The organism is Streptomyces sp. NBC_00057 (assembly GCF_045041165.1).
Lineage (GTDB): Bacteria > Actinomycetota > Actinomycetes > Streptomycetales > Streptomycetaceae > Streptomyces.
The window spans coordinates 139,557-164,848 of sequence record NZ_CP108257.1; the positions used below are offsets into that span (position 1 = coordinate 139,557).

At 68.2% G+C, this 25,292-nt stretch carries 19 protein-coding genes, 1 pseudogene and 2 CRISPR repeat arrays; of the genes and pseudogenes, 6 read left to right on the forward strand and 14 right to left on the reverse strand.

Annotation, left to right across the window (positions count from 1 at the left end; all coding sequences use genetic code 11):
- Nucleotides 1–4: 4 nt before the first annotated feature.
- The 5 genes from OG953_RS44025 to OG953_RS44045 all read left to right on the forward strand — a co-directional run bounded on the left by OG953_RS44025 (nucleotide 5) and on the right by OG953_RS44045 (nucleotide 3,675).
- Nucleotides 5–514: an NUDIX hydrolase gene (locus tag OG953_RS44025; RefSeq protein ID WP_331735882.1), complete on the forward strand. Its 510-nt coding sequence runs from the start codon at nucleotides 5–7 to the stop codon at nucleotides 512–514.
- Between the two features lie 54 nt (nucleotides 515–568).
- Nucleotides 569–1,681, forward strand: coding sequence for a DegT/DnrJ/EryC1/StrS family aminotransferase (locus tag OG953_RS44030; protein WP_331735884.1), 1,113 nt, complete (start codon nucleotides 569–571; stop codon nucleotides 1,679–1,681).
- Nucleotides 1,678–2,691 carry a Gfo/Idh/MocA family oxidoreductase gene (locus OG953_RS44035; protein WP_331735887.1) on the forward strand — a complete coding sequence of 338 codons (1,014 nt, stop codon included), beginning with the start codon at nucleotides 1,678–1,680 and terminating at the stop codon, nucleotides 2,689–2,691. Before OG953_RS44030 ends, OG953_RS44035 begins: the two co-directional genes overlap by 4 nt.
- Nucleotides 2,681–2,875 carry a hypothetical protein gene (locus OG953_RS44040; protein WP_405692640.1) on the forward strand — a complete coding sequence of 65 codons (195 nt, stop codon included), beginning with the start codon at nucleotides 2,681–2,683 and terminating at the stop codon, nucleotides 2,873–2,875. The genes OG953_RS44035 and OG953_RS44040 overlap by 11 nt, the downstream gene beginning before the upstream one ends.
- Nucleotides 2,876–3,003: 128 nt before the next feature.
- A complete protein-coding gene (locus tag OG953_RS44045) occupies nucleotides 3,004–3,675 on the forward strand; it encodes a hypothetical protein (RefSeq protein ID WP_405692642.1) in 672 nt (223 codons plus the stop codon).
- A 310-nt stretch (nucleotides 3,676–3,985) separates the two neighbouring features.
- On the opposite strand, the gene OG953_RS44050 is transcribed toward OG953_RS44045, so the two are convergent.
- Nucleotides 3,986–4,360, reverse strand: coding sequence for a hypothetical protein (locus tag OG953_RS44050; protein ID WP_331735895.1), 375 nt, complete (start codon nucleotides 4,358–4,360; stop codon nucleotides 3,986–3,988).
- A 273-nt stretch (nucleotides 4,361–4,633) separates the two neighbouring features.
- On the opposite strand from OG953_RS44050, the pseudogene OG953_RS44055 reads away from it, so the two are divergent.
- Nucleotides 4,634–5,326: pseudogene (locus OG953_RS44055) on the forward strand (hypothetical protein); the annotation flags it as partial.
- Between the two features lie 71 nt (nucleotides 5,327–5,397).
- Here the strand turns inward: OG953_RS44055 and OG953_RS44060 are convergent.
- From OG953_RS44060 to OG953_RS44120, 13 genes are all read right to left on the reverse strand, one after another.
- On the reverse strand, nucleotides 5,398–6,417 hold the full coding sequence (locus OG953_RS44060; RefSeq protein ID WP_331735898.1) for a DUF4331 family protein: 1,020 nt from the start codon (nucleotides 6,415–6,417) through the stop codon (nucleotides 5,398–5,400).
- Between the two features lie 308 nt (nucleotides 6,418–6,725).
- On the reverse strand, nucleotides 6,726–7,229 hold the full coding sequence (locus OG953_RS44065; protein WP_331735900.1) for a hypothetical protein: 504 nt from the start codon (nucleotides 7,227–7,229) through the stop codon (nucleotides 6,726–6,728).
- Between the two features lie 95 nt (nucleotides 7,230–7,324).
- A CRISPR array of direct repeats spans nucleotides 7,325–8,314; the repeat unit is 37 nt; unit sequence GTTGCGATCCTCGGTCGCCTCGAAAGGCGACCGCCAC.
- 141 nt (nucleotides 8,315–8,455) lie between these two features.
- Nucleotides 8,456–8,746, reverse strand: coding sequence for a CRISPR-associated endonuclease Cas2 (gene cas2 / locus OG953_RS44070; protein WP_331735902.1), 291 nt, complete (start codon nucleotides 8,744–8,746; stop codon nucleotides 8,456–8,458).
- On the reverse strand, nucleotides 8,746–9,780 hold the full coding sequence (gene cas1c / locus OG953_RS44075) for a type I-C CRISPR-associated endonuclease Cas1c (RefSeq protein WP_331735905.1): 1,035 nt from the start codon (nucleotides 9,778–9,780) through the stop codon (nucleotides 8,746–8,748). The genes cas2 and cas1c overlap by 1 nt, the downstream gene beginning before the upstream one ends.
- Nucleotides 9,777–10,445, reverse strand: coding sequence for a CRISPR-associated protein Cas4 (gene cas4 / locus OG953_RS44080; RefSeq protein ID WP_331735908.1), 669 nt, complete (start codon nucleotides 10,443–10,445; stop codon nucleotides 9,777–9,779). The genes cas1c and cas4 overlap by 4 nt, the downstream gene beginning before the upstream one ends.
- On the reverse strand, nucleotides 10,445–11,359 hold the full coding sequence (gene cas7c / locus OG953_RS44085; RefSeq protein ID WP_331735911.1) for a type I-C CRISPR-associated protein Cas7/Csd2: 915 nt from the start codon (nucleotides 11,357–11,359) through the stop codon (nucleotides 10,445–10,447). The genes cas4 and cas7c overlap by 1 nt, the downstream gene beginning before the upstream one ends.
- 51 nt (nucleotides 11,360–11,410) lie before the next feature.
- A complete protein-coding gene (gene cas8c, locus OG953_RS44090; protein ID WP_331735914.1) occupies nucleotides 11,411–13,204 on the reverse strand; it encodes a type I-C CRISPR-associated protein Cas8c/Csd1 in 1,794 nt (597 codons plus the stop codon).
- A 3-nt stretch (nucleotides 13,205–13,207) separates the two neighbouring features.
- Nucleotides 13,208–13,900, reverse strand: a complete 693-nt coding sequence (gene cas5c, locus OG953_RS44095) for a type I-C CRISPR-associated protein Cas5c (protein WP_331735916.1) — start codon at nucleotides 13,898–13,900, stop codon at nucleotides 13,208–13,210.
- Nucleotides 13,901–14,469: 569 nt separating this feature from the next.
- Nucleotides 14,470–16,743: a CRISPR-associated endonuclease Cas3'' gene (locus OG953_RS44100; protein ID WP_331735919.1), complete on the reverse strand. Its 2,274-nt coding sequence runs from the start codon at nucleotides 16,741–16,743 to the stop codon at nucleotides 14,470–14,472.
- A 259-nt stretch (nucleotides 16,744–17,002) separates the two neighbouring features.
- A CRISPR array of direct repeats spans nucleotides 17,003–19,716; the repeat unit is 37 nt; unit sequence GTGGCGGTCGCCCTTCGGGGCGGCCGAGGATCGCAAC.
- Nucleotides 19,717–19,932: 216 nt separating this feature from the next.
- Nucleotides 19,933–21,765: a hypothetical protein gene (locus OG953_RS44105; RefSeq protein WP_331735922.1), complete on the reverse strand. Its 1,833-nt coding sequence runs from the start codon at nucleotides 21,763–21,765 to the stop codon at nucleotides 19,933–19,935.
- Nucleotides 21,766–22,942: 1,177 nt separating this feature from the next.
- A complete protein-coding gene (locus OG953_RS44110; protein ID WP_331735923.1) occupies nucleotides 22,943–23,737 on the reverse strand; it encodes an inositol monophosphatase family protein in 795 nt (264 codons plus the stop codon).
- Nucleotides 23,734–24,579: a DUF5919 domain-containing protein gene (locus OG953_RS44115; RefSeq protein ID WP_331735926.1), complete on the reverse strand. Its 846-nt coding sequence runs from the start codon at nucleotides 24,577–24,579 to the stop codon at nucleotides 23,734–23,736. Before OG953_RS44115 ends, OG953_RS44110 begins: the two co-directional genes overlap by 4 nt.
- Before the next feature lie 18 nt (nucleotides 24,580–24,597).
- Nucleotides 24,598–25,095 carry a GntR family transcriptional regulator gene (locus OG953_RS44120; protein ID WP_405692646.1) on the reverse strand — a complete coding sequence of 166 codons (498 nt, stop codon included), beginning with the start codon at nucleotides 25,093–25,095 and terminating at the stop codon, nucleotides 24,598–24,600.
- Nucleotides 25,096–25,292 lie beyond the last annotated feature (197 nt).

Below are 25,292 nucleotides of genomic sequence, written 5' to 3' on the forward strand. Positions count from 1 at the left end.
CTCCATGAGCACCGCGCATCTGCCTCCCGCCGAGTACTACGCCACCCTCCCCAAGATCATTGGTGGGGCAGGAGCGGGCATCCACGACGCCGCCGGCCGGATCCTCCTGGTCAAAACGTCCTACGGTGACGGCTGGGAGGTCCCCGGCGGCGGCCTGGACCTGGGCGAGGACCCGCGACAAGCAGTCCAGCGCGAAGTCAAGGAAGAGCTGGGCATGGACCTCACCCCGGGCCGGCTGCTGATCGTCGACTGGGTGCCCGAGCAGCCCGACGGCCGCCCCCCGCTCGTCAACTTCATCTTCGACGGCGGTCTGATCACCGAGGAAGAAGCCCAGCAGCGGGTGCACCTGGACACCGACGAGATCACCGCGTGGAAGCTGGCGGCACCTGACGAGTGGGACACCCTCCTCCCACCGCACATGGCCCGCCGCCTCCACGCCTGCGCCCGCGCCCTGACCCACGACACCACCCTCTACCTGCACCACGGATTCGACCCCACCCGACACCAGACCTGACGCCCCGCCGCCCCTTCCGGTCGCGGCGCGGCGCCCACCGGAAGGGACCCCTTCGTGAACACACCACCGATCCCGGTCGCCGCGCCGCGCCTGGACGCGGACGACATCGCCTCTGCCGTCCGCGTCCTTGAATCCGGCCACCTCGTCCAGGGCCCCGAAGTCGCCGCGTTCGAGGGAGAGTTCGCCGAACTGGTCGACGGCCGCCACTGCATCGCGGTCAACTCCGGGACTTCCGCACTCTGGCTCACCCTCCTCGCCCTGGGCATCGGCCCCGGCGACGAGGTCATCGTGCCCTCCTTCACCTTCGCCGCCACGGCCGCCGCCGTCCGGCTCACCGGCGCCACCCCGGTCTTCGCCGACATCGCCCCGGACACCTACTGCCTGGACCCCGACGCCGTCCGGGCCGCGATCACGCCCCGCACCGCCGCAGTCATCCCCGTCCACCTCTTCGGACACCCCGCCGCGATGGACGAGCTCACCAAGCTCGCCCGCCGGCACCATCTCGCTCTCGTAGAGGACGCCGCGCAGGCCCACGGCGCCACACTCGGCGGACGACCGACAGGCGCCTTCGGAACCGCGGGCTGCTTCAGCTTCTATCCGACGAAGAACATGCAGTCGATCGAGGGCGGCTTGATCACCACCGCAGACCCATCCCTGGCCCGCACGCTGCGACTGCTGCGCAACCAGGGCATGGAACGGCGTTACCACCACAGAATCGTCGGCACCAATGCCCGGATGAGCGATGTCAGCGCCGCCATCGCCCGCAGCCAGCTCCGCCGGCTCCCGGCCCTGACCGAACACCGGCGAGCAAACGCCTCCCACCTCAGCGGACACCTCACCAACTTGCCGGGGCTGACCCTGCCCACCACAGCGGAGGGAGCCAGTCACGTCTGGCACCAGTACACCGTGCGCATCGGCCCCGGCCTCGGCAACCGCGACACCTTCGCCCACAATCTGCAGCGGGCAGGGATCGGCACCAGCGTCCACTACCCCATCCCGCTCCACCGCTCACCCGCCTACGCCACCGCCATCGACCTCCCGCACACCGACGCCGCCGCCAACCAAGTGCTGTCCCTGCCGGTCCACCCAGGGCTGACCACCACACAGATCGACGACGTCGCCCAGGCCGTGACCACACTGGCCCAAGCCGCGGAGCGTGCCGCATGAACGCGCTGAGGGTCGGACTGATCGGACTGGGCCGGATGGGCCGCCACCACGCCCGAGTCCTGCGAACCCTGGACGGCACCGAACTGGTCGGCGCGCTCGATCCACACGGCGACCGCTACCGCGCCGCCGACGGCATACCCGTTGTCGCCGACCTGGACGCGCTGCTACGGATCGGCCTCGACTACGCGGTACTCGCCTGCCCCACGCTGCTGCACGAACCGCTGGGCACTACCCTCGCCGCAGCCGGCGTCCCCACCCTCATCGAGAAACCGCTCGCGGGTGACCCCGACTCAGCCCGGCGGCTCGCCCAGGCATTCCACACCGCCGCAGTCCCGGCCGCCGTCGGATACATCGAACGCTTCAACCCCGCACTGATCGCGCTACGCCAGCGGCTGGAAGCCGGCCAGCTCGGGGACGTGTTCTCGGTCGCCACCCGCCGTACCGGCCCCTACCCGGTACGGATCACCGACGTCGGAGTCATCCACGACCTTGCCACCCACGACCTCGACCTGACCGCATGGATCACCAACACCCGCTACACCTCGATCGCCGCCCGCACCGCCCACCGCAGCGGCCGGCCCCACGAAGACCTCCTCGCAGCCCTCGGCCAGCTGACCGACGGCACCATCACCCACCACCAGGTCAACTGGGTCTCCCCGCTCAAGGAACGGACCACCGTCGTAACCGGCGACCACGGCATCCTCGTCGCCGACACCCTCACCGCCGACCTCACCTACTGGGCCAACGGCTCCACCCGCACCCAGTGGGAGGCCCTCGCCGCATTCCGCGGAGTCACCGAAGGCGACGTCACCCGCTACGCAGTCCCCAAACAAGAACCCCTCGTCGCCGAGCACGAAGCCTTCCGCGACATGCTCCTCGGCCACAGCCACCGCAACGCGACCCTCCACGACGGTCTGCACGCCGTCCTCGCCGCCCACGCCTCCCTGCAAGCCTCCCGTAACGGCGCCACTACGGTCGTCCCATCCCTCATCGACCTTGGTGCAGCTTGATCACCTTGTCCGCCACGAACCCGAGGTCGCCCTGAAGATCCTGCTGGCCCACTGCGGGCGCAGCACCGACCGGTGGGCGGCGCTCGCCGCCGCCATGACCTTCGAGTACGGCGATGACAAGCTCACCTTCGGAGAGCTCCTCGACTCCCTGGACGGCACGCCCGCCCAAGTGCCAACATCCTGATCTAGAAGTCGCGTGCCATGTCGATGCCAGCCAGCCAGCCAGCTCGCGGCTTCGGCGAATTGACGACCGCGGCTGGCCGCGGCATCAGTACGCTATGGCTGCCGCAGCAGTGCGAGAGAGCAGGTGCCATGCCGTACAGCGGACGCGTCAATGTCACCATCGGTGATCACCGGTTGGAAGACATCGAGTACCTGTGGGAGGACATGTACAGCCCCAAACGGCGCGGTCAGGCCGGCTGGGGAATGGGGATCGAGCTTCCTGCCGTCATCGACATGGTCCGCCTTGCGGCAGATGGCAAGGTCACGGCCAGCGATCTTGTGAGGCACCTGGAGGCCCTCGCTGAGAAGATCCGGGCAGAGTACGAGCCGTTGTCGCCGGACGACGACGTCTGGGGAGCTGCTTGCCCGGCGGCCGACTGCGAGGTGTGCAACGCGGCGAGGGAGGAATTCGACGCGATCGCGGCGAAGACCCTCGTGCAGAGGAAACGGCTTCAGGACCCGGGCACCTACCCGTACGCAGCCGGCAAGCACACCCTGCACAGCAGTGCCTGCCGTCAGACGCGGGAGTCGATCGGCGAGATCCCCGGCCCCGACGATTGGTGGAACGGGGCGGACAGCATGGCGCGCAATCTGCGCGAGTTCGCACACAAGGGCCTGCTGAACTCGGGCTGGGCTACCCACATGGTGATGCTGACCGCTGAGGAAGCGTTGCAGTGGATCAGCAGCCACACTGGGCCTCACGGCGGCACCCAGTACAAACTCTGCAAGATCTGCCAGCCCCAGGCCGCCTCCCAACGCTAGCCCGCTCCGCCAGCACATCCAACCGAGCGGGGCTGGTGACCGGCCTTCTCCGCCCAGGCCCGGCGCAGGACGGCGGCCTCGGTCGCCACTGCCTGGCGGCGGCGCTGCGCGGGTTTACTCGGTCAGGGCTGACGCATCGCGAGCCCCTTGACGGACCACATCGGCTCCCGCGGCGGCGCGCCACCAGTCGTCTGCCTGGCCATCGCCAAGGTCTCTTGGCCATGCCCAACGACGACCGTCTCCCCCTGTGGCTGCTTCCTCAGTGGTCAACCTTCCTCAAAGGGTGACAGGTCTGGGGGCTGGGTCGGCACTACGGGTTGGCGGTGATACGGGCCCAGGCAGCACGCAGGCGTCCCTCCCCCGCGCGGTGCTTGGTAGCACGGAACGTCGCACGCATCTGCCGGTATGAATCCGGCCTGTGTGTGGCCATGAGGCTGCGTACGACGGAGTCGAGCTGCCCGTCTGTCAGCCGTGCACTGCCCTCAGACTCGTCGGTCTCCTCGGGCAGGGCTGGGATGGTCGGCTGCGCCGGCTCCTGCTGGGCGAGGACAACGGCCAGCGCCACGGCCTGCTCAGTGGTCAGGTCCAGGCTCTCGGTGAGGGCCAGGACGACGGGTCCGACGAGCACGGCACGGTCGTAGGCGCTGTTCATGGCGGTGGTCTCCGTCTTGGTTGCGCGCCGCATGTCGCACCACGCACACAGTCGAGATTCTGGCCGCCTGATCCGGGCCGCTAGGAGTCCACGCTCAAATTCCACTCGGTCGGGTGACGGGGCACTACTTACATCCAGCCCGGAGCGGCTCGCGGCCGCGCGGGTAGCGCCGCTCTCCTTCCCCGCCTCCGAATGGCTGCCAGGGCTTGGCGCGAGACGTCGACCCTGCTACGCCCGGTGGTCATGCGATCACCGTCCCGGCCGTGTCGCCGTTCATAGGCCGGGCGGGGCACGAGCAGCAACGAACCAGACAGCAACGCCCCGGCCGTGGCCCGCCTGCTGACCACGCCGACGCAGTGGAAGCACGCACGGGCCGTCCTCGCTCACGCGGCCGACCACACCCCGCTGCCCGGCCCGAAAGCACGCCTGCTGATACTGATGCTGACCCTGCGCACCGCGCACACCGGCACGGGCAACCTCGTCGGCCAGGACCTCACCGGGCTGGGCCTGAGCGAGCCGGGGGACCTGGTCACGCAGCTGGCCGACTGCGGCTGGCTGCGCCTCCCCGGTACCCCTGGTGACCTGCTCGTTTCCCAGCCCGAGAACCCCACCCCCATCACCGTCCCCTCCCTGGTTCCTGACGAGGACAAGCCGGGCCCGTTCACGTTCGGCAAGAAACTGCGGCCCAAGCTCAGCGGCTGGGCCCAGATAGTCGTCTCGGACAAGAAGCTCCGCAAGGCCAAGGCCCCCGCGGCCGCCCGGCTGCTCGCCCTGACACTGGCCACACAGACCAGCGCCTCGGGGCGGCTCGGCCCCGGCGACCAGGGCATCGCCCTGGACTCGCTCGCCGCCTGGGTCCCGGTGGATCCCGGCGAGCTGCAGCACCTGGTGGACCAGCTGACCGCAGCGGACTGGCTCGCCGAAGCCGTCGTCACCGACACCCACCTCACCGGGCAGCTGACCGAACGCGTCCTCCCGCTCACCTGCCCCCTTCCCTAGTCCGATTTACTGATCGATCGGCCTGTCCCTGCTCGGCCGTCGGAGCCTCGGGTGTGTCCCGCCGGGATCCGTCAGGAGGTGGTTGCCGGGTGCGGGTCGCCGAGGTACGGGAACCGGTCCAGGGTGTCGGTGTGCGGCGTCAGACCGGTGGGCGGCGCCTCGTTCTTGGTGAGGAACGCGACGCGGATGTCGATGACGTCTTCCGCGAATGTCCGGCCATTCGGGTACGCGGCAGGCTTGGACGGGTCGAAGTGCAGCACGTCCGGCAGGAGGCCGTGCTCGTCGAGCGCGGTGATCGCCTCCTCACGCGAGTAGCCGCCGGTATGGCCCAACAGGTGGACGAACTGGTCCGTCCACCTGGCCCGGTCGTTGACCGGCTCGCTGGCGTTGTACTCCTCCTTCGTGTCGTCGGTGTTGAAGAAGCTGCTCATTGACGGGTGCCCGGCCCGGTCCGCGTGGACGAGTTCGCCGTCGCGTAGGACGCTGCACCGGCCCCAGATGTGCAGCTCGGGCTTGGGGGCCAGCTCCGCGGTCGGCAGTTCGATGGCCATGGAGAAGACGTTGGCCGTGCTGTTGGAGTCGACGCTGGTCCACGGGGACTTTCCGCCCAGATGCGGCGCGGTGAAATTCCGGTTGCCGCTGGTGTCGAACAGATTCTTGATTCCGTCGAAGTCGAAGAAAAAGGCATCACTGCGGCTACCGGCGGCCACCTTGTAGTCGCCGCTGCTGACCACGTTGGCCTGGGGGCCGAAGGAGACGGCGGCGTCCGACACGATCTTGGTGCCGACCGCCTCGGGCCTGCGGGACTCCGCACCGGTTGCCATGAAGACGCTGTAGGTCTGCGAGCCGTCGGATGCCGGCGGGCTGAAGACCCAGCTGAAGGCGCCGTCGGTCAGGTAATTGCCGTCGTTGTCAATGTTCAGGCGGTATACGGCGTCGGGGTGCATGGCATCTGCGTTGGGATTGGCGTTGAGGATGAGAACGGTCCTGCTCGGATCGCCGGGTGCCCCGAAGGCGTATAGGTCGCACAGATCGAGGCGCTGGTCGCCGAGTGGTGGCCCAAGGCTGAGGCCGGTGAAGTGGTTGGACATGTCAGGCCCTTCCATTGCTCGCCCGTCGGAAAACCGCTAGAACGCTCGAACCGGGGCGCGTGAGGTACACCCACACCTGGGCGGTGCATCCACGCTAGCCGCCACAGCAGTCCGACCATCGAGGGCGAAGGCACAGCCGTCAAACAACGCTCGGATGGGTCACCGACAGGCGGGAGGCGATCGTCTCGCGGTCCGAGAGCAAGCCTTCAGGGGGTCGCCGATCAGTTGATCAACTCACAAAAGACACACGCTCTAGCCAGACCAGACCGGTCAGGCCGACTCCCGGAACGCGGACGCGGCATCACCGGTCACCTGGCCGGCCCCCTCAGCACGCCCCGGCGCAGCGCGGCCGCCTCGGTCGCCGCGGCTTGGCGGCGCTGGGCGCGGGCGTCCTCGATCGGGGCTAGCGCATCCTGAGGTACAGCCTCGGTCTCGGGGAAGGCACGGCGGCTGAGCTCACGCACCGCGGACATCTGCCGCTCCGCCGCCTGCTCGATGGTCGGGTCCACCCGGCGCGGTTGTGCGGCCTGCCGGTGGGCCGCGAGGGCGCGCTGGTAGCCGCCCGAGGCGTTCTCCCGGAACGGACAGGTGGAAGCGTGCCGGACCTCATCGACAGACAGTCGCCCCTGGTGCTCGGCGGTGGCCTGCTGGGCCAGGCGGGCGCGGATGTACTCCGCGGGCCGGGCCGGACGCCAGGTCAGCATCCACGAGTGGAGCTCGGCCGTGATGGTGTCGGCGTCCCAGCCACGCTCGGTGAAGGGCCGCAGCACGAACTCCAGCCTCCGCACCCGCGCGGTCTGCGTCCAGTTCACCCGTGCCCTGACCTGCCTGGTGATCTGGATCGACTGCTGGGTCTGGCGGGCGGTACGGCGGCTTCCACCGCTGTACCGGGCCTGCCGATGGGGCTGTTGCGCTCCTCGGCCGCCCCGAAAGGCGACCGCCACACGGACGGGTGGTTGAGGTGACCCAGCACGTGCTGGGGTTGCGATCCTCGGTCGCCTCGAAAGGCGACCGCCACGCGGTGCCGGGGCGACTACCGGCCCGGCGCCGTGGGGTTGCGATCCTCGGTCGCCTCGAAAGGCGACCGCCACCCGAGGTGCGTGTGGGCCTCACGGGAGGCGTAGGCGTGGTTGCGATCCTCGGTCGCCTCGAAAGGCGACCGCCACCCGGGTCCGCGAAGCGCAGGGCGAGCGGGCTGGTGGGGTTGCGATCCTCGGTCGCCTCGAAAGGCGACCGCCACGCCGAAGCCGCCCCGGCCGGGCTCATCGGCACGGTCGTTGCGATCCTCGGTCGCCTCGAAAGGCGACCGCCACTGGACGAGGAGGCTTTCCTCGCGGGCATGGCGACGGTGTTGCGATCCTCGGTCGCCTCGAAAGGCGACCGCCACCCGGACGCCGCGCCGTCGTCGTCGACGTCCCCCAGCTCGTTGCGATCCTCGGTCGCCTCGAAAGGCGACCGCCACTGCGCGAGGGATTTCCCGCCTGGGCGCAGATGGACGAGTTGCGATCCTCGGTCGCCTCGAAAGGCGACCGCCACTGGACGCCCAGCGCCGCGTCATCGCCAACGAGTGGTTGCGATCCTCGGTCGCCTCGAAAGGCGACCGCCACCCCGGCTCGTGCACCCGCTCGCGGAGGTCGTCCAGTTGCGATCCTCGGTCGCCTCGAAAGGCGACCGCCACCCCCGAGGAGCTGTCGTTGACGATCAGCTCCTTCTGGTTGCGATCCTCGGTCGCCTCGAAAGGCGACCGCCACCACGCCGCATACGGACTGCGCGGCCGGGACGGGGGGTTGCGATCCTCGGTCGCCTCGAAAGGCGACCGCCACCTGTCATGACCCTCGTGACTGTCATGACCCTCGCCGAGTTGCGATCCTCGGTCGCCTCGAAAGGCGACCGCCACTCTGGATGACCAGCGGAAACGGTCAATGTTGAGATCTGTTCTCCCCGAAACAGGACACCAATACGGGACCAATGCGGATATTGCCCTTGGGTGTGATCCGCGTGTCGTGTGCTCGCTTGGGGTTCCGAAGCTGCCTTCTCCTTACAGGATGAGGTCTGCTCGGTGGGGGTGGGGGGCAGCGATGCCAAGTGTGTGGACGTCTTCCGTTCCCGCGTGGGGCAGGCGATAGATACGGATGCTGTCGGTGTTGGCATCGATCAGGTCTTCGAGGTCGTACATGAGCGTCAGGAGCGTCTTGTCGTTGGTGACGATTTCGAACACGGATTTCTGCACACGTATGCCGTGGCCTTCACAGAGCTTGGCTACCCGGCGGAGTCTGCGGCGACCTTCGGGTGTGGTGGTGTCGACGTCGTAGGTGAGGAGTAGTTCCATCAGGCAGCGGTCCAGGGGAGGTACGCGGGAAGTTCGCCTCGGAGATGGCGCGCGAGGATGCGGGCCTGGACCACTGGCAGGAGGCCGGCGGGGACGTCCCGTCCTGCGAGGGAATGCTCCCAGGTCTGGGCCTTCCAGTCTTGCCAGGCGGTGATGACGATCTTGCGGCCATCGTCGGTGAGGCGGACGGCTCCACCGGGAGTGGTCTCGAAGTGGGCGGGCCGGAGCTGGCGGCGGTTGAGGAGGGTGAGGACGAAGCGGTCTGCGAGGACGGGACGGAATTCCTCCATAAGGTCGAGGGCGAGTGCTGGTTTGCCGGGTCGGATCCCGTGGAGGAAACCGATGTATGGGTCGAGGCCGACCTGTTCGGCGGCTCCGTGGACGAGTCCGCGCAGCAGTCCGTAGGTGTAGGAGAGTAGGGCGTTGACAGGGTCGGTGGGCGGTCGGCGGTTGCGGTGGGTGAAGGCGGGGATGCCTTCGGTGGGACGGATGGTGCCAGCGAGGGCGGCGAAGTGTGTGCGGGCGGCGTTTCCTTCGGTGCCCATGAGGCTGTCGAGGGATGTGCAGGTACTGGTGGCGGTGAGGCTTTCGGCGAGAGCGTCGGCTGCATCGCGTATGCGGGACTTTGCTGTGGGGGCGGCGTCCCGGGCGGCTCTGAGAAGAATCCAGCGGCTGTTGCGGATCTTGCCTGCGGTGATGGTGCGCGCGATGGAGAGGCGGCCTTCGGTGTCTTCGTGCATCCGGTGCTGGGCGTGCCGGAGGAGGACGTTTCCGTGGACGGCGCCGTCGAGGCGAGCGAGGTAGCGCCCTCCCCTCGTCATCCAGGTTACGGATCTTCGGTCTTGCGCGCAGCGGCTGATCAGTTCGGTGGAGAGGTTGATGTGGCCGTAGAGGACGATGGCGTCGATGCGGCGCAGTGGGAGGATCTGGCGTCCGGGAGTGTCGGGAAGGTGGACGCGCAGGCTGTCCTGGTCCAGGCGGAGGTCGGCTCCCTGTGTTTGCACGTACAGGGTGTTGAGGAGTTCGGTGGTCACGCGTCGGTGTCCTGTGGGTCGGTGGGTGAGTAGAGGGTGGTGAGGGCTTGGCGGTAGCGGCGTGTCCCGGCGAGCAGTTTCGGCATGCAGTCGGTGGCCATGGAGCAGCGGCGGCATCGTTTGTCGGCTGCGGGGCCGGGCAGGTGGCTGTTTTCGAGGAGAGCCCGTACGGCGTGGGTGGTGTCGAGTACGCGGGCCCGCAGGGCGTCGTCGATGGTGATGAGGTGGCGTCGGCGGTCGGTTGCCGAGAAGATCGCGGCCTCGGGCACGGGTTGCTGAAACATTGCTTCGAGGCAGAGGGCCTGTGCGGCTGCTTGGATGTCGGCCGGTCCGCCGGGGATGTAGCGCCCCGATTTGTGTTCGACGGGGAGGATGCGACCGTCGTTGTGCAGTTCCACGGTGTCGCAGATTCCGGTGAGGCCGTAGCCGTCGTGCCAGACGGGCAGGGCGTGCAAGGTGCGCACGGTTCGTCGCCCTTTGTTTCCGGGGGTGTCGACACGCTGGTGGAGGTGGGTCCCGCGGATGGTGGCGGCGTCGTCGGTGAAGGCGTCTTCCAGGAGGATGAGGCCGCATTGGCGGGGGCAGTAGGCGTAGTGCTCCAGGGCGGAGAGGGAGACCTGCAGGAGGTCTCCCTCTCCACTGTGCGCGGGAAGAGATGTCGTCATCAGACAGGGCGCGGGATGAGGGTGGTGAGGGTGACGCCGGGCGGGAGATTGGCGTCACGTACCTCGACGGTGCCGTAGTCGGAGAAGCTGCGTGCGCTGACGTCGTCGCGGGCCTTGACGGTGATCCGTTCGAACAGCTCGTGGGAGGGGGCGCGTCCGAAGGCGTCGTCGTGGGTGAAGACGTACAGGCCGCGCAGGGCGAGGTTGGCGCGGGCGGCGGCGCGGTCGTGTTCCAGCATGATTTCGAAGGCGCGCCAGAAGAGGGCGAGGTCGTCGGAGGTGACGCCGGTGCGGCGGGCGAGTGGGGCGCTGAAGTGGCCGGTGCCGCGGTAGAGGGCGTAGGGGACGACGTGTTTGGAGCCCATCTCGGTCTCCTTGCCCTTGTTTTTGGCGTCTTGGCCCTCTCCGCGTTCGTTCCATGCCTTGACGTCTTCTTCTTTGGTGGGGGTGACGCGGGTGATTCCGATGTCGAGGGGGGTGATGCGGTCGATGGAGCGGGAGAACCCGATCTGGAGGGGGCCTTGGACGCGTCCGGCCTGCTTGTCGCGTTTGCCGGTCGTCATGACGGCGCCGAACATGCGTACGTCGAAGAAGTTGCGGCACATCCATTCCTGCGCGGACTTCTGGTTGCTCGCCGCTCCGGCGGTGTAGGCGCGCTCGTGCTGGCTGTTGAGTGCGGTGCCGGCTTCGACGTAGATCTCGTAGCCCTCGCGGGGTTCGTGGGAGTTGATGAGGGCGACGGTGTTGCGGATCTTCCGCTTGATCGCGACGTCGGTGATCAGGCCGTGGCCGCTGACCGGGTCGGTGCGGGGCAGGCCGCCGTTGTCGGGGTCGCCGTTGGCGTTGGAGTCGACGGCCTCGATGAGGAAGACGAAGTCGTGCTTGCGTGCGGGGTCCAGGTGGGCAGCGGTCATGACAGGAAGATCTCCTTGAACGGGTTCGTGATGGTGTGCGGGGTTGCCGGGTCAGGCGGAAGCGGTGTCCTGGGCGGGTGTGGCCTGGGCGGGAACAGCGGCGAGCCTGCGTTCCTTGGCGGCCTGCTTCCGTGCCAGGTCCTCGTGGCGCTGGTGGGAGTAGCCAATGATGAAGCGGCCCTGCTGGACGTCGGTGAGGTGGCCGGGAAGGTCGTCGCTCACCTTGCTGTAGATCTCGAAGAGGCGCTTCTCCAGCGCGTGCCGGGCGGCGGGCTTGTCCCGGCGCAGTCGCTTGAAGTGGGCTCCGGAGTCGGCGAATAGCCGGCGCAGGGTGATGCTGGGTGCGGCGACCGCGGCACTGAAGTACTTGTCTCGCAGGGTGGTGTTGATGTCCGGGAGTGCCTCGTCCTGCACGGACTCAAGAACGGCGAAGAGCCGGCCGCAGAGGTAGGCGGGGTCGGTGCTGTCCTTGTCGAGCTGTGGCATCAGGTGCTCCTGGGGGTCGGGGGAACGGTTGAGGAGCAGGCGCAGCAGTGCCAGGCGCGGCGGATCGACGCGCTGGTCGGCGTGGACGCGTTGCAGGAGGAGTGGGAGAGCTCGGGCAGGCGGGCGGGTGCCGTGCAGGGCGCTGTGGAGCAGCTCGGCCTCCAGGCCGTGGGGGGCGCTGTCGGGTGCGTAGCGTTCGCCCTGCCAGCGGCCGCAGGAGAGGGCCAGCTGCCAGAGCGGGAAGTAGCGGGTCCGTCCGGTCCATCCGTCCCAGACTCCGTGGTTGGCGTACCAGGCGGCCAGGTTCGTCTTCGCCACGGGCAGGGGGACGTCGATCCAGTCGCGGACGACGAGGCGGGCGTTGTTCAGACCGAGGGACAGGCCGTAGAAGGCGTCGGTGTCCGCCCGTTCCGCGGCGGCGGGACAGGGGGTGGTGGTCATCGAGTCGATGAGGTGCTCGATGTCGGCGGCTTCCGGCTGGTCGTCGAAGAACATGGCGAGCGCGGAATCGGGTTCAGTCTGCTTCGTCCACCACAACAGCACTCCGTCGTCCCGGAAGCGGCGCCGGTGCCGGTCCGAGGCGACAAGGTGGTTCAGAACCGCCATGGCGCGGCCACCGCACCGGTGGCATACGGGGGTGTTCACCAGCTTGATCAGACCCTCGCGGCCCTGAGCCGCAGTGTTGATGCTGATGAGCTGGCCTTCGTTGCTGCCGCCCGCGGTCGGGATCGCCCCCTTCTTCACGGGCTCCGGAATCGTCGCCAGCAGCGCGCGGTACTCACCGCACACCAGGCACAGGCCCGCACGTTCCGCAGTGCCGCCTTTACGGGCCCGCACTTCCTCGCCCCACAACCGCTGCGCCGACCCCAGCTGATGCAGCCAGCTGGTGCCGACCATGATGGCGACCGTGTCCTTCGCCTCGACACTCTTCGGGAGGTCGAGTGCCACCGGTCCGGCGGTGAAGAACGTCCTGGCCGCACCCGCCGCTGTCTCACCGTCCGCAGACGACGCCCAGCGCAGGACAAGATCACGGTAGGCGTCATGCCGGCGCGACGCCTCGTCCCGGCCCTTCTCCGTGACACGGCCGTTCTTGTCTGCCTTCGGCGCCCCGAGCACGAACTCGGCCGTGTCCACCAGCAGGTAGGGCGGCACCTTCGTCCCCGACCGCTGTACATACGGCACCGGCATGATCAGCGCCTGGTCGCGCTGACGCCCCGACACCTTGCGGCTCAGTAACCTCGCGCTCAGACCGTCCGCGGCGATGTCCAGCACCCAGTGAATCTGCTTCTCGCGGTAGAACTCAGCGGGCAGTTCCCCGGCGATCCGGTCCCCGTACTCGGTCAATCGCTGTAACAGCACCGCTCAGCCCTCCGCTGCGTCGGCCCGCCACGCAGCCAGCGGCATCGCGACCGCGTCGTCCGGCAACGGTTCCTCCGGCACCTCCAGGACCCCGTCGACGACGGAAGCGCGGAACCACCGGTAGCGCTCCCCCTGCGGCCCGTACGCGATCGAGTGGAGCATCACGCCGAGTTCCTCGCTGAACTCCACCACCGGCTGCCGCGGATCGGGCTTGCCAAACGACGCGGTGAACTCCCGGCAGCCGAGGAACGGCTCCGAGAAGCAGGCACCCCGCTCCACCCTGCGGCGCAACTGCTCGCGGTACTTCTCCTCCGACGCGGGCGGATACTTCGCCGAACCGGCCAGAGCCCCGGGATCCACCACAATCTGCGCGTGGATCCGGTAGCGGACGTCCCTCAGGGCAAGCGTGCTGCGCTGGTCCCGGTCCGTCTCGACGTCATAGCGGTAGCGCCGGTCGGACTGGAGCTTCCGCACCTCCTGGGCACTGATCAACGACTTCACCTCGTTGCGGCGCACCCGCATCCAGCTCACCGGCCGCAGCACCTCGATCTTCCGCACCACGTAACGGAACTGGGGCTTCCAGAAGATCGCCTCCAGCACACCCCTGGCCGCGGATGGCGTCATCACCTGATAGCTGACCCGCTCGGCCTTCAGCTCCGGCCGTGTGAAGCACGCCGCCTCACCCCAGACCTCCACCACCAGATCAGGGAAAGCCCAACCCTCGTTACCGCGCCCTAACCTGCTGGATGCGGGCACCGTCGTTCTCATCCGTCGTATCCATTCCTGACAGTCCACCCCCGCCGGACCTGTCCTTGGGCAGGTCCGGCGACGGCACACGGAACCAACGGGACATCAGGTCACTGCCTGTCCCCTATTGATGCCGCACTGTAGGCGGAGGCACTGACAATGCACCTCCGAAACAGAAAAACCACTGCTCACAAGGGCTTTGGCGTGCTACCCGCCGAGCCGGAACCTAAGGCCAACTCGGACACAGGGTGTGCCAGCCGGAAGATCAACACCACGATCCCCTCACCCCGGAGCAGGCCCAGCGGTGGGGCCTGCTCCGGGCTGTCGCCTCCGTGGCGGGGCTGATCGGCTTCTTGTCCGGCAGTCCGACAGTCGTGCTGCTGCCAGAGCAGCGGGACTGCTACACAAGATGCTGGCGCAACAACCTCCTGGGCTCCTGGGCTCCTGGAGGAACTGTGCGCCGCCCGCTACGGCCCGCCCCGCACACGACGCCAAGCACCGAGCGCAGCATCACCAACTCAAAATACGTAGCCGCCCCGGTCCTCAGGATCATCCGCGTCCAGCCCGCGAACCGGATCATAGTACCCCCGCCACACCACAAGATCACCGATCACCGGCTCGGCCAGCCCCGCGCGCAGCGCAGCTGCGACCTCGTGCCTCGGCAAAGTTGCCATGTGCGGCTGCAGACGACGCAACGGTCCAGGCCCCGACGGGAAGCGGCCACGCAACAGAGCGATGTCCGACTCAATGATGTCCCGCTCCTCATCCGATTCCTCCGGACGGATCACGACGACCGACTGGGCATACCTGTTGTCGATCATCTGGAACTCGTCCGCAACAGCGGGAAAGTCCCACCTCCGGCGCAGCTCCTGGATCCCCTCCCCCATCGACCGCCCATCGGTGCCCTGCAGCGCCCAGCGCTTCTCGTAATAGAGGCCCAGGACATCCAGATCATCCGGAGCCGACGTATCCGGCCCGAAGAACTCCGCGCTCGCGTCCATGGCCGCCTTGTACGACAAGTCTTTCGGGACACCGCCGTCAACCGGCCGGAACACCACAACCCTGCCCCCCTCCAACAAACGACCGTCACGGTTACAGCGGCCCGCCGCCTGCTGCAGCGCCTCTGCCGGCGCCCACGCCCGGTACACCCGAGGGAAGTCCACGTCCACACCCGCCTCAATCAACGACGTGGACACCACGTGCACCGGACGCCCTGCCGCAAGCTCACCCCGCACATGCCTGATCACCTCACGCCGGTGCTCAGCGGTCATCCTCGTCGACAAGTGCCACACCGGAGCCGACACACGCACCCCGCCATCGCCCGCCCCCGTCAGAAGGCGGTGCAGCCGCGCCGAGTCCCGCGTCGTGTTCACGATCGTCAGAACCCGATCCCCTCCCTCAGACGTGATCTCCCCCGCGATCGACTCCCACGTCACCTCCGGCCCCAGACGCCACTCATACCGAACCCGCCGCAGCGCCTCGAACAGCCCTGTCACGTCCTTCACCAAGCCGCGACGCGGAAGCCCTTCCAACTGCGCCAGAGACCAGAACGACGGCTGCGTCGCGGACACCAGCACCACCGACGCCCCGAAGTGCTCCACCAGATCACGCAACACGCTCAAGATCGGAATCAGCAACCGGTCGGGGAGCGCCTGGACCTCGTCCAGCACGATGACCGACCCCGCCAATCGGTGCAGCTTCCGCATCACGGAAGGCTTCCGCGCGAACAAGGACTGGAACAGCTGCACCGTCGTCGTCACCACAACCGGCGCATCCCAGTTCTCAGCTGCCAGATGCGCCCAGGCCCCCGCCCCGTCCTCCTCGTCCAGCTCCACCGAACTGTGGTGCTCCAGCACAACAGGCCCGTCTTCGCTGCCCTCAGGGGGATCGAGCAGATCCCGGTACACGTCAGCGTTCTGCTGCGTGATGCTGATGTACGGAACAGCGAACACCACGCGCCCCAGGCCGTGCTCAGCCGCGTGCCGCAGCGCGAACCCACCCGCCGCGATCGTTTTCGCTCCGCCCGTCGGCACATGCAGCACATACATCCCCGGCACGCCCGCAGCCGCCGTCAGCGCCTCCTCGTACACCCGCTCTCGCAGTTCATCCACCGGGGACGCCGCACGCCGGGCAAGCAACCGCGCTCTCCGCCGTTCAAAACGCTTCAGCAACTCCCCCATGTTTGCGCGCACGGCAACGCGCGGCTTCCCGCCGGCGAAGTGGGCTGCGGTATCGAGGTAGTCCGCGTCGACCACACAGCTGAACACCATGCGAGTGAAAACATCCAGGGCGAGCGCCCTCCTGTGCGGCGACTCAAGCCCAGCGAGCCAGGCCGGCGGCAGAATCCGGTCGTCCCGCAAGATCTCTGGCACCACCCGGGCCACGGCCCCTGTCGCCTCCCGGGCACGATCCGCGTCCTGCCCAGCCCCCCGGAGCTCGGCCAGCACATCCTTGATCTTGTCCTGGTCCGGCAGCCCTCCGTGATGCCCTTGCACCACAGCAGCAAGCTGGCGCCCCACCGTCCACACGGCAAGCACAGTACCCGCTTCCTTGTGAGGAATCCCTACCGGCTTGCCCATCGGCTCGGCATGAAAGATCAATCGGTCCTGCCAGGCGCAGCACCCCTTCCCAACGTCATGAACCAGCGCCAGGTACTCAGCCACCTCACCAGCACCGAAAGCCTCGGCGAAGGCTCGGGCCAAGGCCGCTGAGCCACGCAGATGGTCCTCCAGACGGTGCCGGCACCCCGACTGCGGACTACGGCTGTGGGCGAACAACTCACGCTCCGACATTGATCCCCCGAGGTTCGAACCGCAGACCTTAATCAGAAACCGCCACCCTAAGATGAGCCACTGACACGACCATGGACACGTGAGACTGACGCAGGCGCGAGTACGGCCCCGCCACGAGCCGCTTTGGCACTTCGGAACCCCAAGCACACACACGACACGCCTATCACACCGAAGAAGAATGCCCACTTTGTGCGCATATCGGCACTCCCTCCTGTCAGCATGAACCCGCCCTCTATAGTGAATCCGCAGGTCATTCAGCGTGGCGGTCGCCCTTCGGGGCGGCCGAGGATCGCAACTCCACCCCGTACACATCGGTGGACACCATGCGGTCGAGTGGCGGTCGCCCTTCGGGGCGGCCGAGGATCGCAACACGCACTTCTCGACGCTCGGGACGCTCGACCTGCCGCGTGGCGGTCGCCCTTCGGGGCGGCCGAGGATCGCAACCTCCTGGGCGACGCGCTCGTCGCGGTCAAGGCGCTGTGGCGGTCGCCCTTCGGGGCGGCCGAGGATCGCAACACGTCCGGGGCGACGGGAAGAACGCTCAGCGCCTTCTGGTGGCGGTCGCCCTTCGGGGCGGCCGAGGATCGCAACCTTGTGGATGACGACGCGTCGGGACAGGAACGCGATGTGGCGGTCGCCCTTCGGGGCGGCCGAGGATCGCAACCACGGTCCAGCCGGTGATGCGGCACCAGCCGGTGTAGTGGCGGTCGCCCTTCGGGGCGGCCGAGGATCGCAACTTCGAGGCTGCGAGCGGGTTCGACATGGTCGGGCCGCGTGGCGGTCGCCCTTCGGGGCGGCCGAGGATCGCAACAGTTCGCCCAGGCCGTCGCTGCCGTCCAGTCCGAGGGTGGCGGTCGCCCTTCGGGGCGGCCGAGGATCGCAACAGAAGCTGGTCCCGCACCACACCGGCAAGGCCCACGGTGGCGGTCGCCCTTCGGGGCGGCCGAGGATCGCAACTTCAGCGGGATCTGGATGACCCACGCGGCACCGATCGGGTGGCGGTCGCCCTTCGGGGCGGCCGAGGATCGCAACGTCGCGGGTGGGGAAGTTGTGGCGGCCGTCGTCCATGTGGCGGTCGCCCTTCGGGGCGGCCGAGGATCGCAACATCCTGCGCGCCGTCTTGTCGTCGACGAGGCCGCCGAGTGGCGGTCGCCCTTCGGGGCGGCCGAGGATCGCAACACCGGGGCGGCACCGGCCTGTGCCGCCTCGATCGCCATGGCGGTCGCCCTTCGGGGCGGCCGAGGATCGCAACGCTGAGCGGCTGAGTGCCGGCGGCCGGGGCGACGGTGGTGGCGGTCGCCCTTCGGGGCGGCCGAGGATCGCAACTGGCCGTATGAGCGCAGCACGAGGAGCGACCCCGCCGGTGGCGGTCGCCCTTCGGGGCGGCCGAGGATCGCAACCGTCACGTGACGGAACGACGGGCGCGTCGGGCCTGCGGGTGGCGGTCGCCCTTCGGGGCGGCCGAGGATCGCAACTCAAGATGGAAGGTTTGACCATCGCGAAGCCGGGCGTGTGGCGGTCGCCCTTCGGGGCGGCCGAGGATCGCAACTCGATGTACTGCGCGGCCCGCTGGTCGCCCAGGCCGAGTGGCGGTCGCCCTTCGGGGCGGCCGAGGATCGCAACGCCGCACAGTCGGACAGAAGCTCGCCCATCTCGTCGTGTGGCGGTCGCCCTTCGGGGCGGCCGAGGATCGCAACTGCGGGCGGGCGAGACCCCGTCGCCTACCGCTCTCGCCGTGGCGGTCGCCCTTCGGGGCGGCCGAGGATCGCAACGCACACCTGGCGCATCGAGGGCAGGTCGCCGTGCTCGTTGCACATCGTGTCGCCCGGCGTGGCGGTCGCCCTTCGGGGCGGCCGAGGATCGCAACCTCGGTGCGGCCGGTACGGATCGCGGCCGAGCACTGGTGGCGGTCGCCCTTCGGGGCGGCCGAGGATCGCAACCCTCGGTATGTCTGTCGCGAGCCGTAGCTGACGCTGAGGTGGCGGTCGCCCTTCGGGGCGGCCGAGGATCGCAACCGCAGCGATCGGGACATCTTGGCGCTGGCCAAGGCGAGTGGCGGTCGCCCTTCGGGGCGGCCGAGGATCGCAACCGGGTGGGGGAGCCGGGTCCGAAGACCCGGCGGGTGGTGGCGGTCGCCCTTCGGGGCGGCCGAGGATCGCAACGTCACGTGACGAATCGCGGCGGGCGACGGCCGACGCGTGGCGGTCGCCCTTCGGGGCGGCCGAGGATCGCAACTGCAGCGAGCCGACCCGCTGGCCGTTGCGGACGTCGATGTGGCGGTCGCCCTTCGGGGCGGCCGAGGATCGCAACGTACCGGGTCTCCAGCGTGAGGAGCTGGGCGGCATCGAGCGGCGGTCGCCCTTCGGGGCGGCCGAGGATCGCAACTGGCCGTATGAGCGCAGCACGAGGAGCGACCCCGCCGGTGGCGGTCGCCCTTCGGGGCGGCCGAGGATCGCAACCTCCGCGCCTACCAGGTCGACTCGGAGAGCGGACAGGTGGCGGTCGCCCTTCGGGGCGGCCGAGGATCGCAACCTCCAGTTCGCTCAGGTCCGTCAGGGTGGGGGCAAAGTGGCGGTCGCCCTTCGGGGCGGCCGAGGATCGCAACATCGGAAGTCGACGCCACCCCGGCCCGGCCCGACTGGTGGCGGTCGCCCTTCGGGGCGGCCGAGGATCGCAACGACTGTTCGGGACTCGTCCAGTACATCTACGGCAGGTAGCGGTCGCCCTTCGGGGCAGCCGGGGATCGCAACATAGCCTCGGCGATGCGCTGCTGGGCGATGGCGTCGGGTGGCGGTCGCCTTTCGGGGCGGCCGAGGATCGCAACTTCAGCGGGATCTGGATGACCCACGCGGCACCGATCGGGTGGCAGTCGCCCTTCGGGGCGGCCGAGGATCGCAACTCGCACTCGCCGCCGGTGTCCAGCCGGATCCCGTCGTGTGGCGGTCGATCTTCGGGGCGGCCGAGGATCGCAACTCCATCTGGCGGCCGGGGCGGCCACGCCGCGCTCGGTCATCATCATGCCGATCGCCGCGCCGAGCCCGAGTGGCTCGCGGCCGTCCCGCCGTATCACCGGGCCGGTCCGCCGCTTCGGCTTCTTTCGGACGGCGCCGTTCTTCTTCGCCGCCTCCCGGGCGGCGACCAGGGCCTGGCGGGCGAGGTCGACGCCGCTGAGCTGCGGGGTTCCGGTCATCACGCCACCTCTCCGGCGAGCTCCTGGACCCGGTGACGCAGGCACACTCTGCGGGTCGGTAGGGCTTCGCGGGTGCACGGGACGTCGCCGTCCCGGCCCGAGCAGATCGGCTGCTCGGCCGCTACCGTCGCCATCGAGAGTGTGGGGGCGTTGTCGGCTGCCAGGGCTGCGGTTTCCTCGCGGCACGGCTTGCACAGGCCGTCTTCGAGGGCGGGGCCCGTCAGCATGATCCGCACGCCGCAGTCGCCGCAGACACCGTGTGGCGGGCCCTCCGGTACGCGCTGCACCGGGATGGAGGCGGGCCGGTCGATCGCGTCGTCCAGCTCGCAGTCGGTGCAGTGCCCCGAGGGGCCGGGGCGGGTGCCGTGCACGGGGCACAAGCCCTGGGCGATGCGCTGGGCTCGCTGCCGGGCGGCGAACTTGTCGGCGACGACTTCCTCGCACACCGCGCACCGCTGGCCGTTCGACCAGCGCACGCCGGACTCGCAGTCCAGGTGCCCGCAGCCCCAACGCGGCAGCGCCACCCCGAGCAGCCACCCACCCGGGTCACGGATCTCCGAGGCCATCACCTTGGCGAACCGGGCGGTCAGCCGGTGGTGCAGCCGCTCAGCGTCCATCCCGCCCGCCAGCTGACGGCCAACCTCCCGGGCGATCTTCCGCTCCACGAACGGGTTGTTCACCCGCTCCAGCAGCCAGTGCACCGGCTCCAGCACCGCGTAGATCTCCGGCTTCATGGTCAGCTGCGGTCCGGTGTACGCCGACCGCGCCGACCCCCCGCTGCTGCTGCGCTTTTCGGTCTTCGGCTTCGAGGAGAAGGACTGGGTCTTTCCATCCGCGCGAAGCGCGAGACCACCGCCAGCGGCCGTGCGCGTCGGCTCGCCGCCGACCGGGTTTTCCACAGGCCCAGCACCCTTACCTACCGGTACCTCGCCTACGGCGGGTGAGGAAAGCGCGCCCTCGTCATCAGGTGAGTCAATCCTAGATGATTCCTTATACGCGAGGGATCCCTCATCAACCGGGGGACCCGATCCCTCACCAACTTGGGAACTGGACACCCCCTCAGAACCACTGTCCACAGCAGTCTCCGGGGACCCACCGGCCACCGGGTAGGCACCAGCCGGACGGGCCTCCGGGGCGATGTCGTGCGCGATGTACAGGTTCCGGCCCTGCGCCCCAACACGCCGCTGCACGGTCACCCACCGGACCGCCTCCACCTCGTCCACGACCGCCGACGCCGCCGTCACCGTCAGCGCCTGGCCGGCCTTCTTGCCCGAGTAGTGCCGCAGACCGGACGCCAGCTCCGCCTCGGTCAGCGCGATCCCCCGCGCCTGCGCATAGGCGATGAGCGCGTACGCCCGCAGCTGCCGCGGTGTGAGGTCCTCCGCGGCCGCCACCGGCACCCACACGAACGCCTCCGCCGGGTTCATCGGCCGCACCGTCCGCACCGCGGACTCGCCCGTCCCGCCCGAATGCGTCCGGCGCCGCGAGCGCAGCTCAACCACACCATCCGGTCCCGGACGACGCAGCTGCGCCATCCCGCGCTCCACCGACGCCACAGACAGCCCCAGGTACGACGCGATCGTCCCCGTCCTCGCCTGACAGCCCTCCGGCCGCGAGGCCAGCGCCTTCACCTTCACGTACGCCGTCAGCGCCACGTCGGCGTAGAACGGCGACCACACCAACCGCATCGGCACCCGTACCCGCTGCGTACGCACCCGCACCGGCGCCGACTGCTGCCGACCGGGACACGGCATCCCGGCCGCGTACTCGTCGACGGACTTGTCGACGACCTCCGACAGCTGGTGCTCCGTCACGGCGGCTGGCGCCGCCACGGCATTCACCGGAGCCCCACGACGCGGTCGAACATGCTCATTGCTGCTGTCATGCGCCCGTTGTATGCACCAGACCAGACACCCCCGGCGAGACGGCGGATCGCTCCCGTCAGGCGGCAAGAAATCTTGGATCCCGTCCCGTACGGCGGGAAGGAACTCCGGATCGTCACGGCGGCCGGCGCCGCCAGGAGGACATAGGCCCCCCTCTTTAGATAGGTGTCGCGGACCGGGGACGGTGTGACACTCAGACCCCAGGAATCTTTGTGACTAATGCCGTGAACTGCGCAAACAGGGCGAGCGAATCCCGTCACACGGGAAGCATGGGGGGCTCGAACCGGACCGAATCGGACAAGGTCAAGCTGACAAGGGACACCAATCTCGTGCACTATGGCGGGACACCAACCTTCATATGGATCGTCCCGACCGCGACCAGGCCCCTGCCAAGGGACCCGACCACGGCCGAGCGCTCTGTACGGACGGAGCCCCGAGCCCGACGGCCTGCCAAAGCCGCCGAACCCGAGGTGACGCTGGTGCTCAACAGAGGCCCCCTGCCAAAGGGGCTCCTGGAGAGCAGGGGTGGTCGTCTTGCCAAAGGACGACCGGGTGCCCGCCTGCCAAGGCGGGGTGTTGCATTTGAGATGAAGACCCAGCTCGATGAGCTGGAGCCCAGAACCGGGGCCAACCGGGGACTGGGCGGCCGACCAGATGGTCGGCGAGACGGGCCGCGCGGGGCCGCAGTGGATGCCATTCCACCTATCGGCGCGCGCGGCCGATGGCCGCTAGGTCATGGCCGACCCCCTCGAACACGAGAGCGGAGTCGGCGCATACCCAAAAGCGAGCCCGATGGCGTGATCGAATGAGTGAAACGGCGTAGATACGCGTGCAGTTCCGCAGACGCGGGTACTCTTCATCCCGCGATCACCTCCCATCAGGTGTCGCCCAAACGAGGCTTCGCCCCGTTCGAGAGCCCTGGGACCCGGCATGGTCCTGGGGCTTTCGCCGTTTCCGATGATCCACAGCCTAGCCCTAGAACCGGACAGAACCCTCGGACGAATTTGAGCAACGTCCAAGCTGCCCGGAATGGTGAGCCCACCTGGCAGGAAGCGCTGAGCAAATTGCCCGCCACATGGGAAAGTCACTGGCAACCTCGCAGGTTGCGGAGATGCATGACCGGACGTCAAAGCTGTTCCTCCGTCATGCGCAGTATCTGCAAGATGTCCTCACGGATTCCTGGAGCAGCCGAGACGGTAGCGGCCGAGGTGATGGTGTGAGGCTCCCCCGCAGTGTCCATGACTGAGGCGCCAGCTTCGCGAGCAATGACGACTCCCGCACTCATGTCCCAGGGGTGGTTACTGAAGGCGATTGTCGCGTCGACTCTCCCAGCGGCGGCCCAGGCGAGATCAATGGCGGCTGATCCGAACATCCGGACTCGCTGCACCCTCTCGGCCAGGAGGCGTGTGAGCGCGAGCCGCGGCCGGTTTCGCCCCGTGGCATCCGTGCCCACGGCATAGTCGCCGATGGAGACGACGGCTTGGGTGAGATCGGTCGTGGTGCTGGCCCGAAGCTGGGTCTTCCCGCAGTATGCGCCGTGTCCTTCGGCGGCATGGAATCGTTCGTCGAGGAACGGCAGATTGATGACGCCGAGTACTGACCTATCGCCATCAATCAGCCCGAGCGAGATTCCGCACAGCGGGAGGCCATGGATCAGGTTGGCTGTACCGTCGACGGGGTCAAGTGCCCACGTCAGCGCGCTGTTGGCTCCCGCACCTCCGCGTTCTTCGCCAAGGAAGCCGATGTGGGGGGTCTCGCGAAGAAGGAACGCTCGGAGCTTGTCCTCAACGGCGAGATCGATCCCGGAAACCATGTCCCGGTCCCCCTTGGCCGTCACTGTGCCCACGGCCATGTCTGTCACGAGCTGTGTGGCTTGATCCACTGCTTCGTGGGCGATGGGGAGCAGGTCTGTGAGGGTCATTCGGCTTCACGCCCTTCCCAGAGAGAGGAGAAGACCTGGTCGAAAGTTGCGTACAGGCCGCCGGAGGGCCGACGTTTCCGAATCAACAGAGTGGGCGAGTCCACGCCGCGAACCTCGGGGAGATACGGCTGGGCGACGCAAAGTTGGTCGATCAGGAAGATGTTGAAACGGATTGGTGAGTCGTAGACGCCGATCTGGAGGCGCTCCGACGCCTCCGGGGAGAGCCGTGCTGCAACCCGTTCTTGCATGATTGTGAGATTCATAGCCGTGAGCGCGGACAATCGTCCCTCGGGATAGCCCTCTTCAGCTTCCCGCTCGGCTATGAAACGGCCGTAAGGCTTAAGGAATAGACAGCGGAGTGTCGTTCCCTCTTCGATGATCTCGCGGAGCCGCCCATCGGCGATCGTCTGGCACAGCATGTTGAGGGAGAGCCCACAAGCCCGGATATCGGAGGCTGTGTCGAACAGTTCCGTCACCGGCAATTCCGCCTGGAGCTCTGCCCGGCTCGTGTAGACGCCGGCCAAGTCCGCGAACCGGTCACCGACAATCTGTGTCAGCGCGTCGCGCGCGCCTTCATCAGTGAGAGCGGCGGGAGGGCCCTGCCGTACCAATAGTTCAGCTGCTACAAGCACGTCTCCCGGGGGTACAGCCGTAGTTTCCCAGGCTTCCACGGCCTCCGCACCAACAGGCCAGCCGAGCATAGTGCCCAGCAGCGCAGCGAACTCGCTATGAGACAGGCTTTTCGCGGCTCGGGCGGCGGCAAGCTGGTTGCGTGCCAGCTGCCCGAGATCCGGACGGTAGGAGGCGTGTGCGTGAAGCGATACAACTGCGGCGTCCGACATGGTGTCCCCCTCTTTGGGTCAGGCGCCAGCGGCCCGACGCGTGTCACCCTGACGTCCGCTTTCCCATAGTGGCGCGGACTCCCGCGGGTACGGCTGACCCACTCTTCCGTACAAATCAATCAGCTGGGTCTGTAGGACGCCCACGATGCGTCGCAGGTCGGCAAGTTCCTGGCGGACTTCCTTCAACGTGTCCGGCGAAGCTGACTGCAGGTCACTGACCTGTGCCTGCACATTCGCAAGCCCGGATGCCAGACGCTCGATGACTTGCTGCTCGTTCACAACCTCTGCCGGCTGGGCCTTCACGAAGACGCCTTTGCCAGGCTGGCCCTGAAGGAGCCCTTCGGCCTGCAGCTCAGCCACGGCCCTGCGAATCACGGTGCTGGAAACGCCATACTGCTGGCCCAGACTCGCCGTTGAGGGGATCGGGCCTCCTACCGCGAGCTGACCGGAACCGATCTGCTTGCGCAGGTCTCCCATGACCCGGCGGTACTCCGGTTGACCGATGCCGTCATCCATAGGTCTGCCTCCCTCCTTGTGTACCAGGTTGTACAAGCTATCCCTAGTGCAGCACACCAGCTGCCGCAGGGTCATCAGGACGTCCATGTCGCTCGTCATTTGGTTACCTCCTTGACAACCTTATACACATGGGTGCACCTTGTGTGCAAGGTAATCGAGTGTCCCCTGCGGGCACTCGGTCCCTTTGCATCACCCAC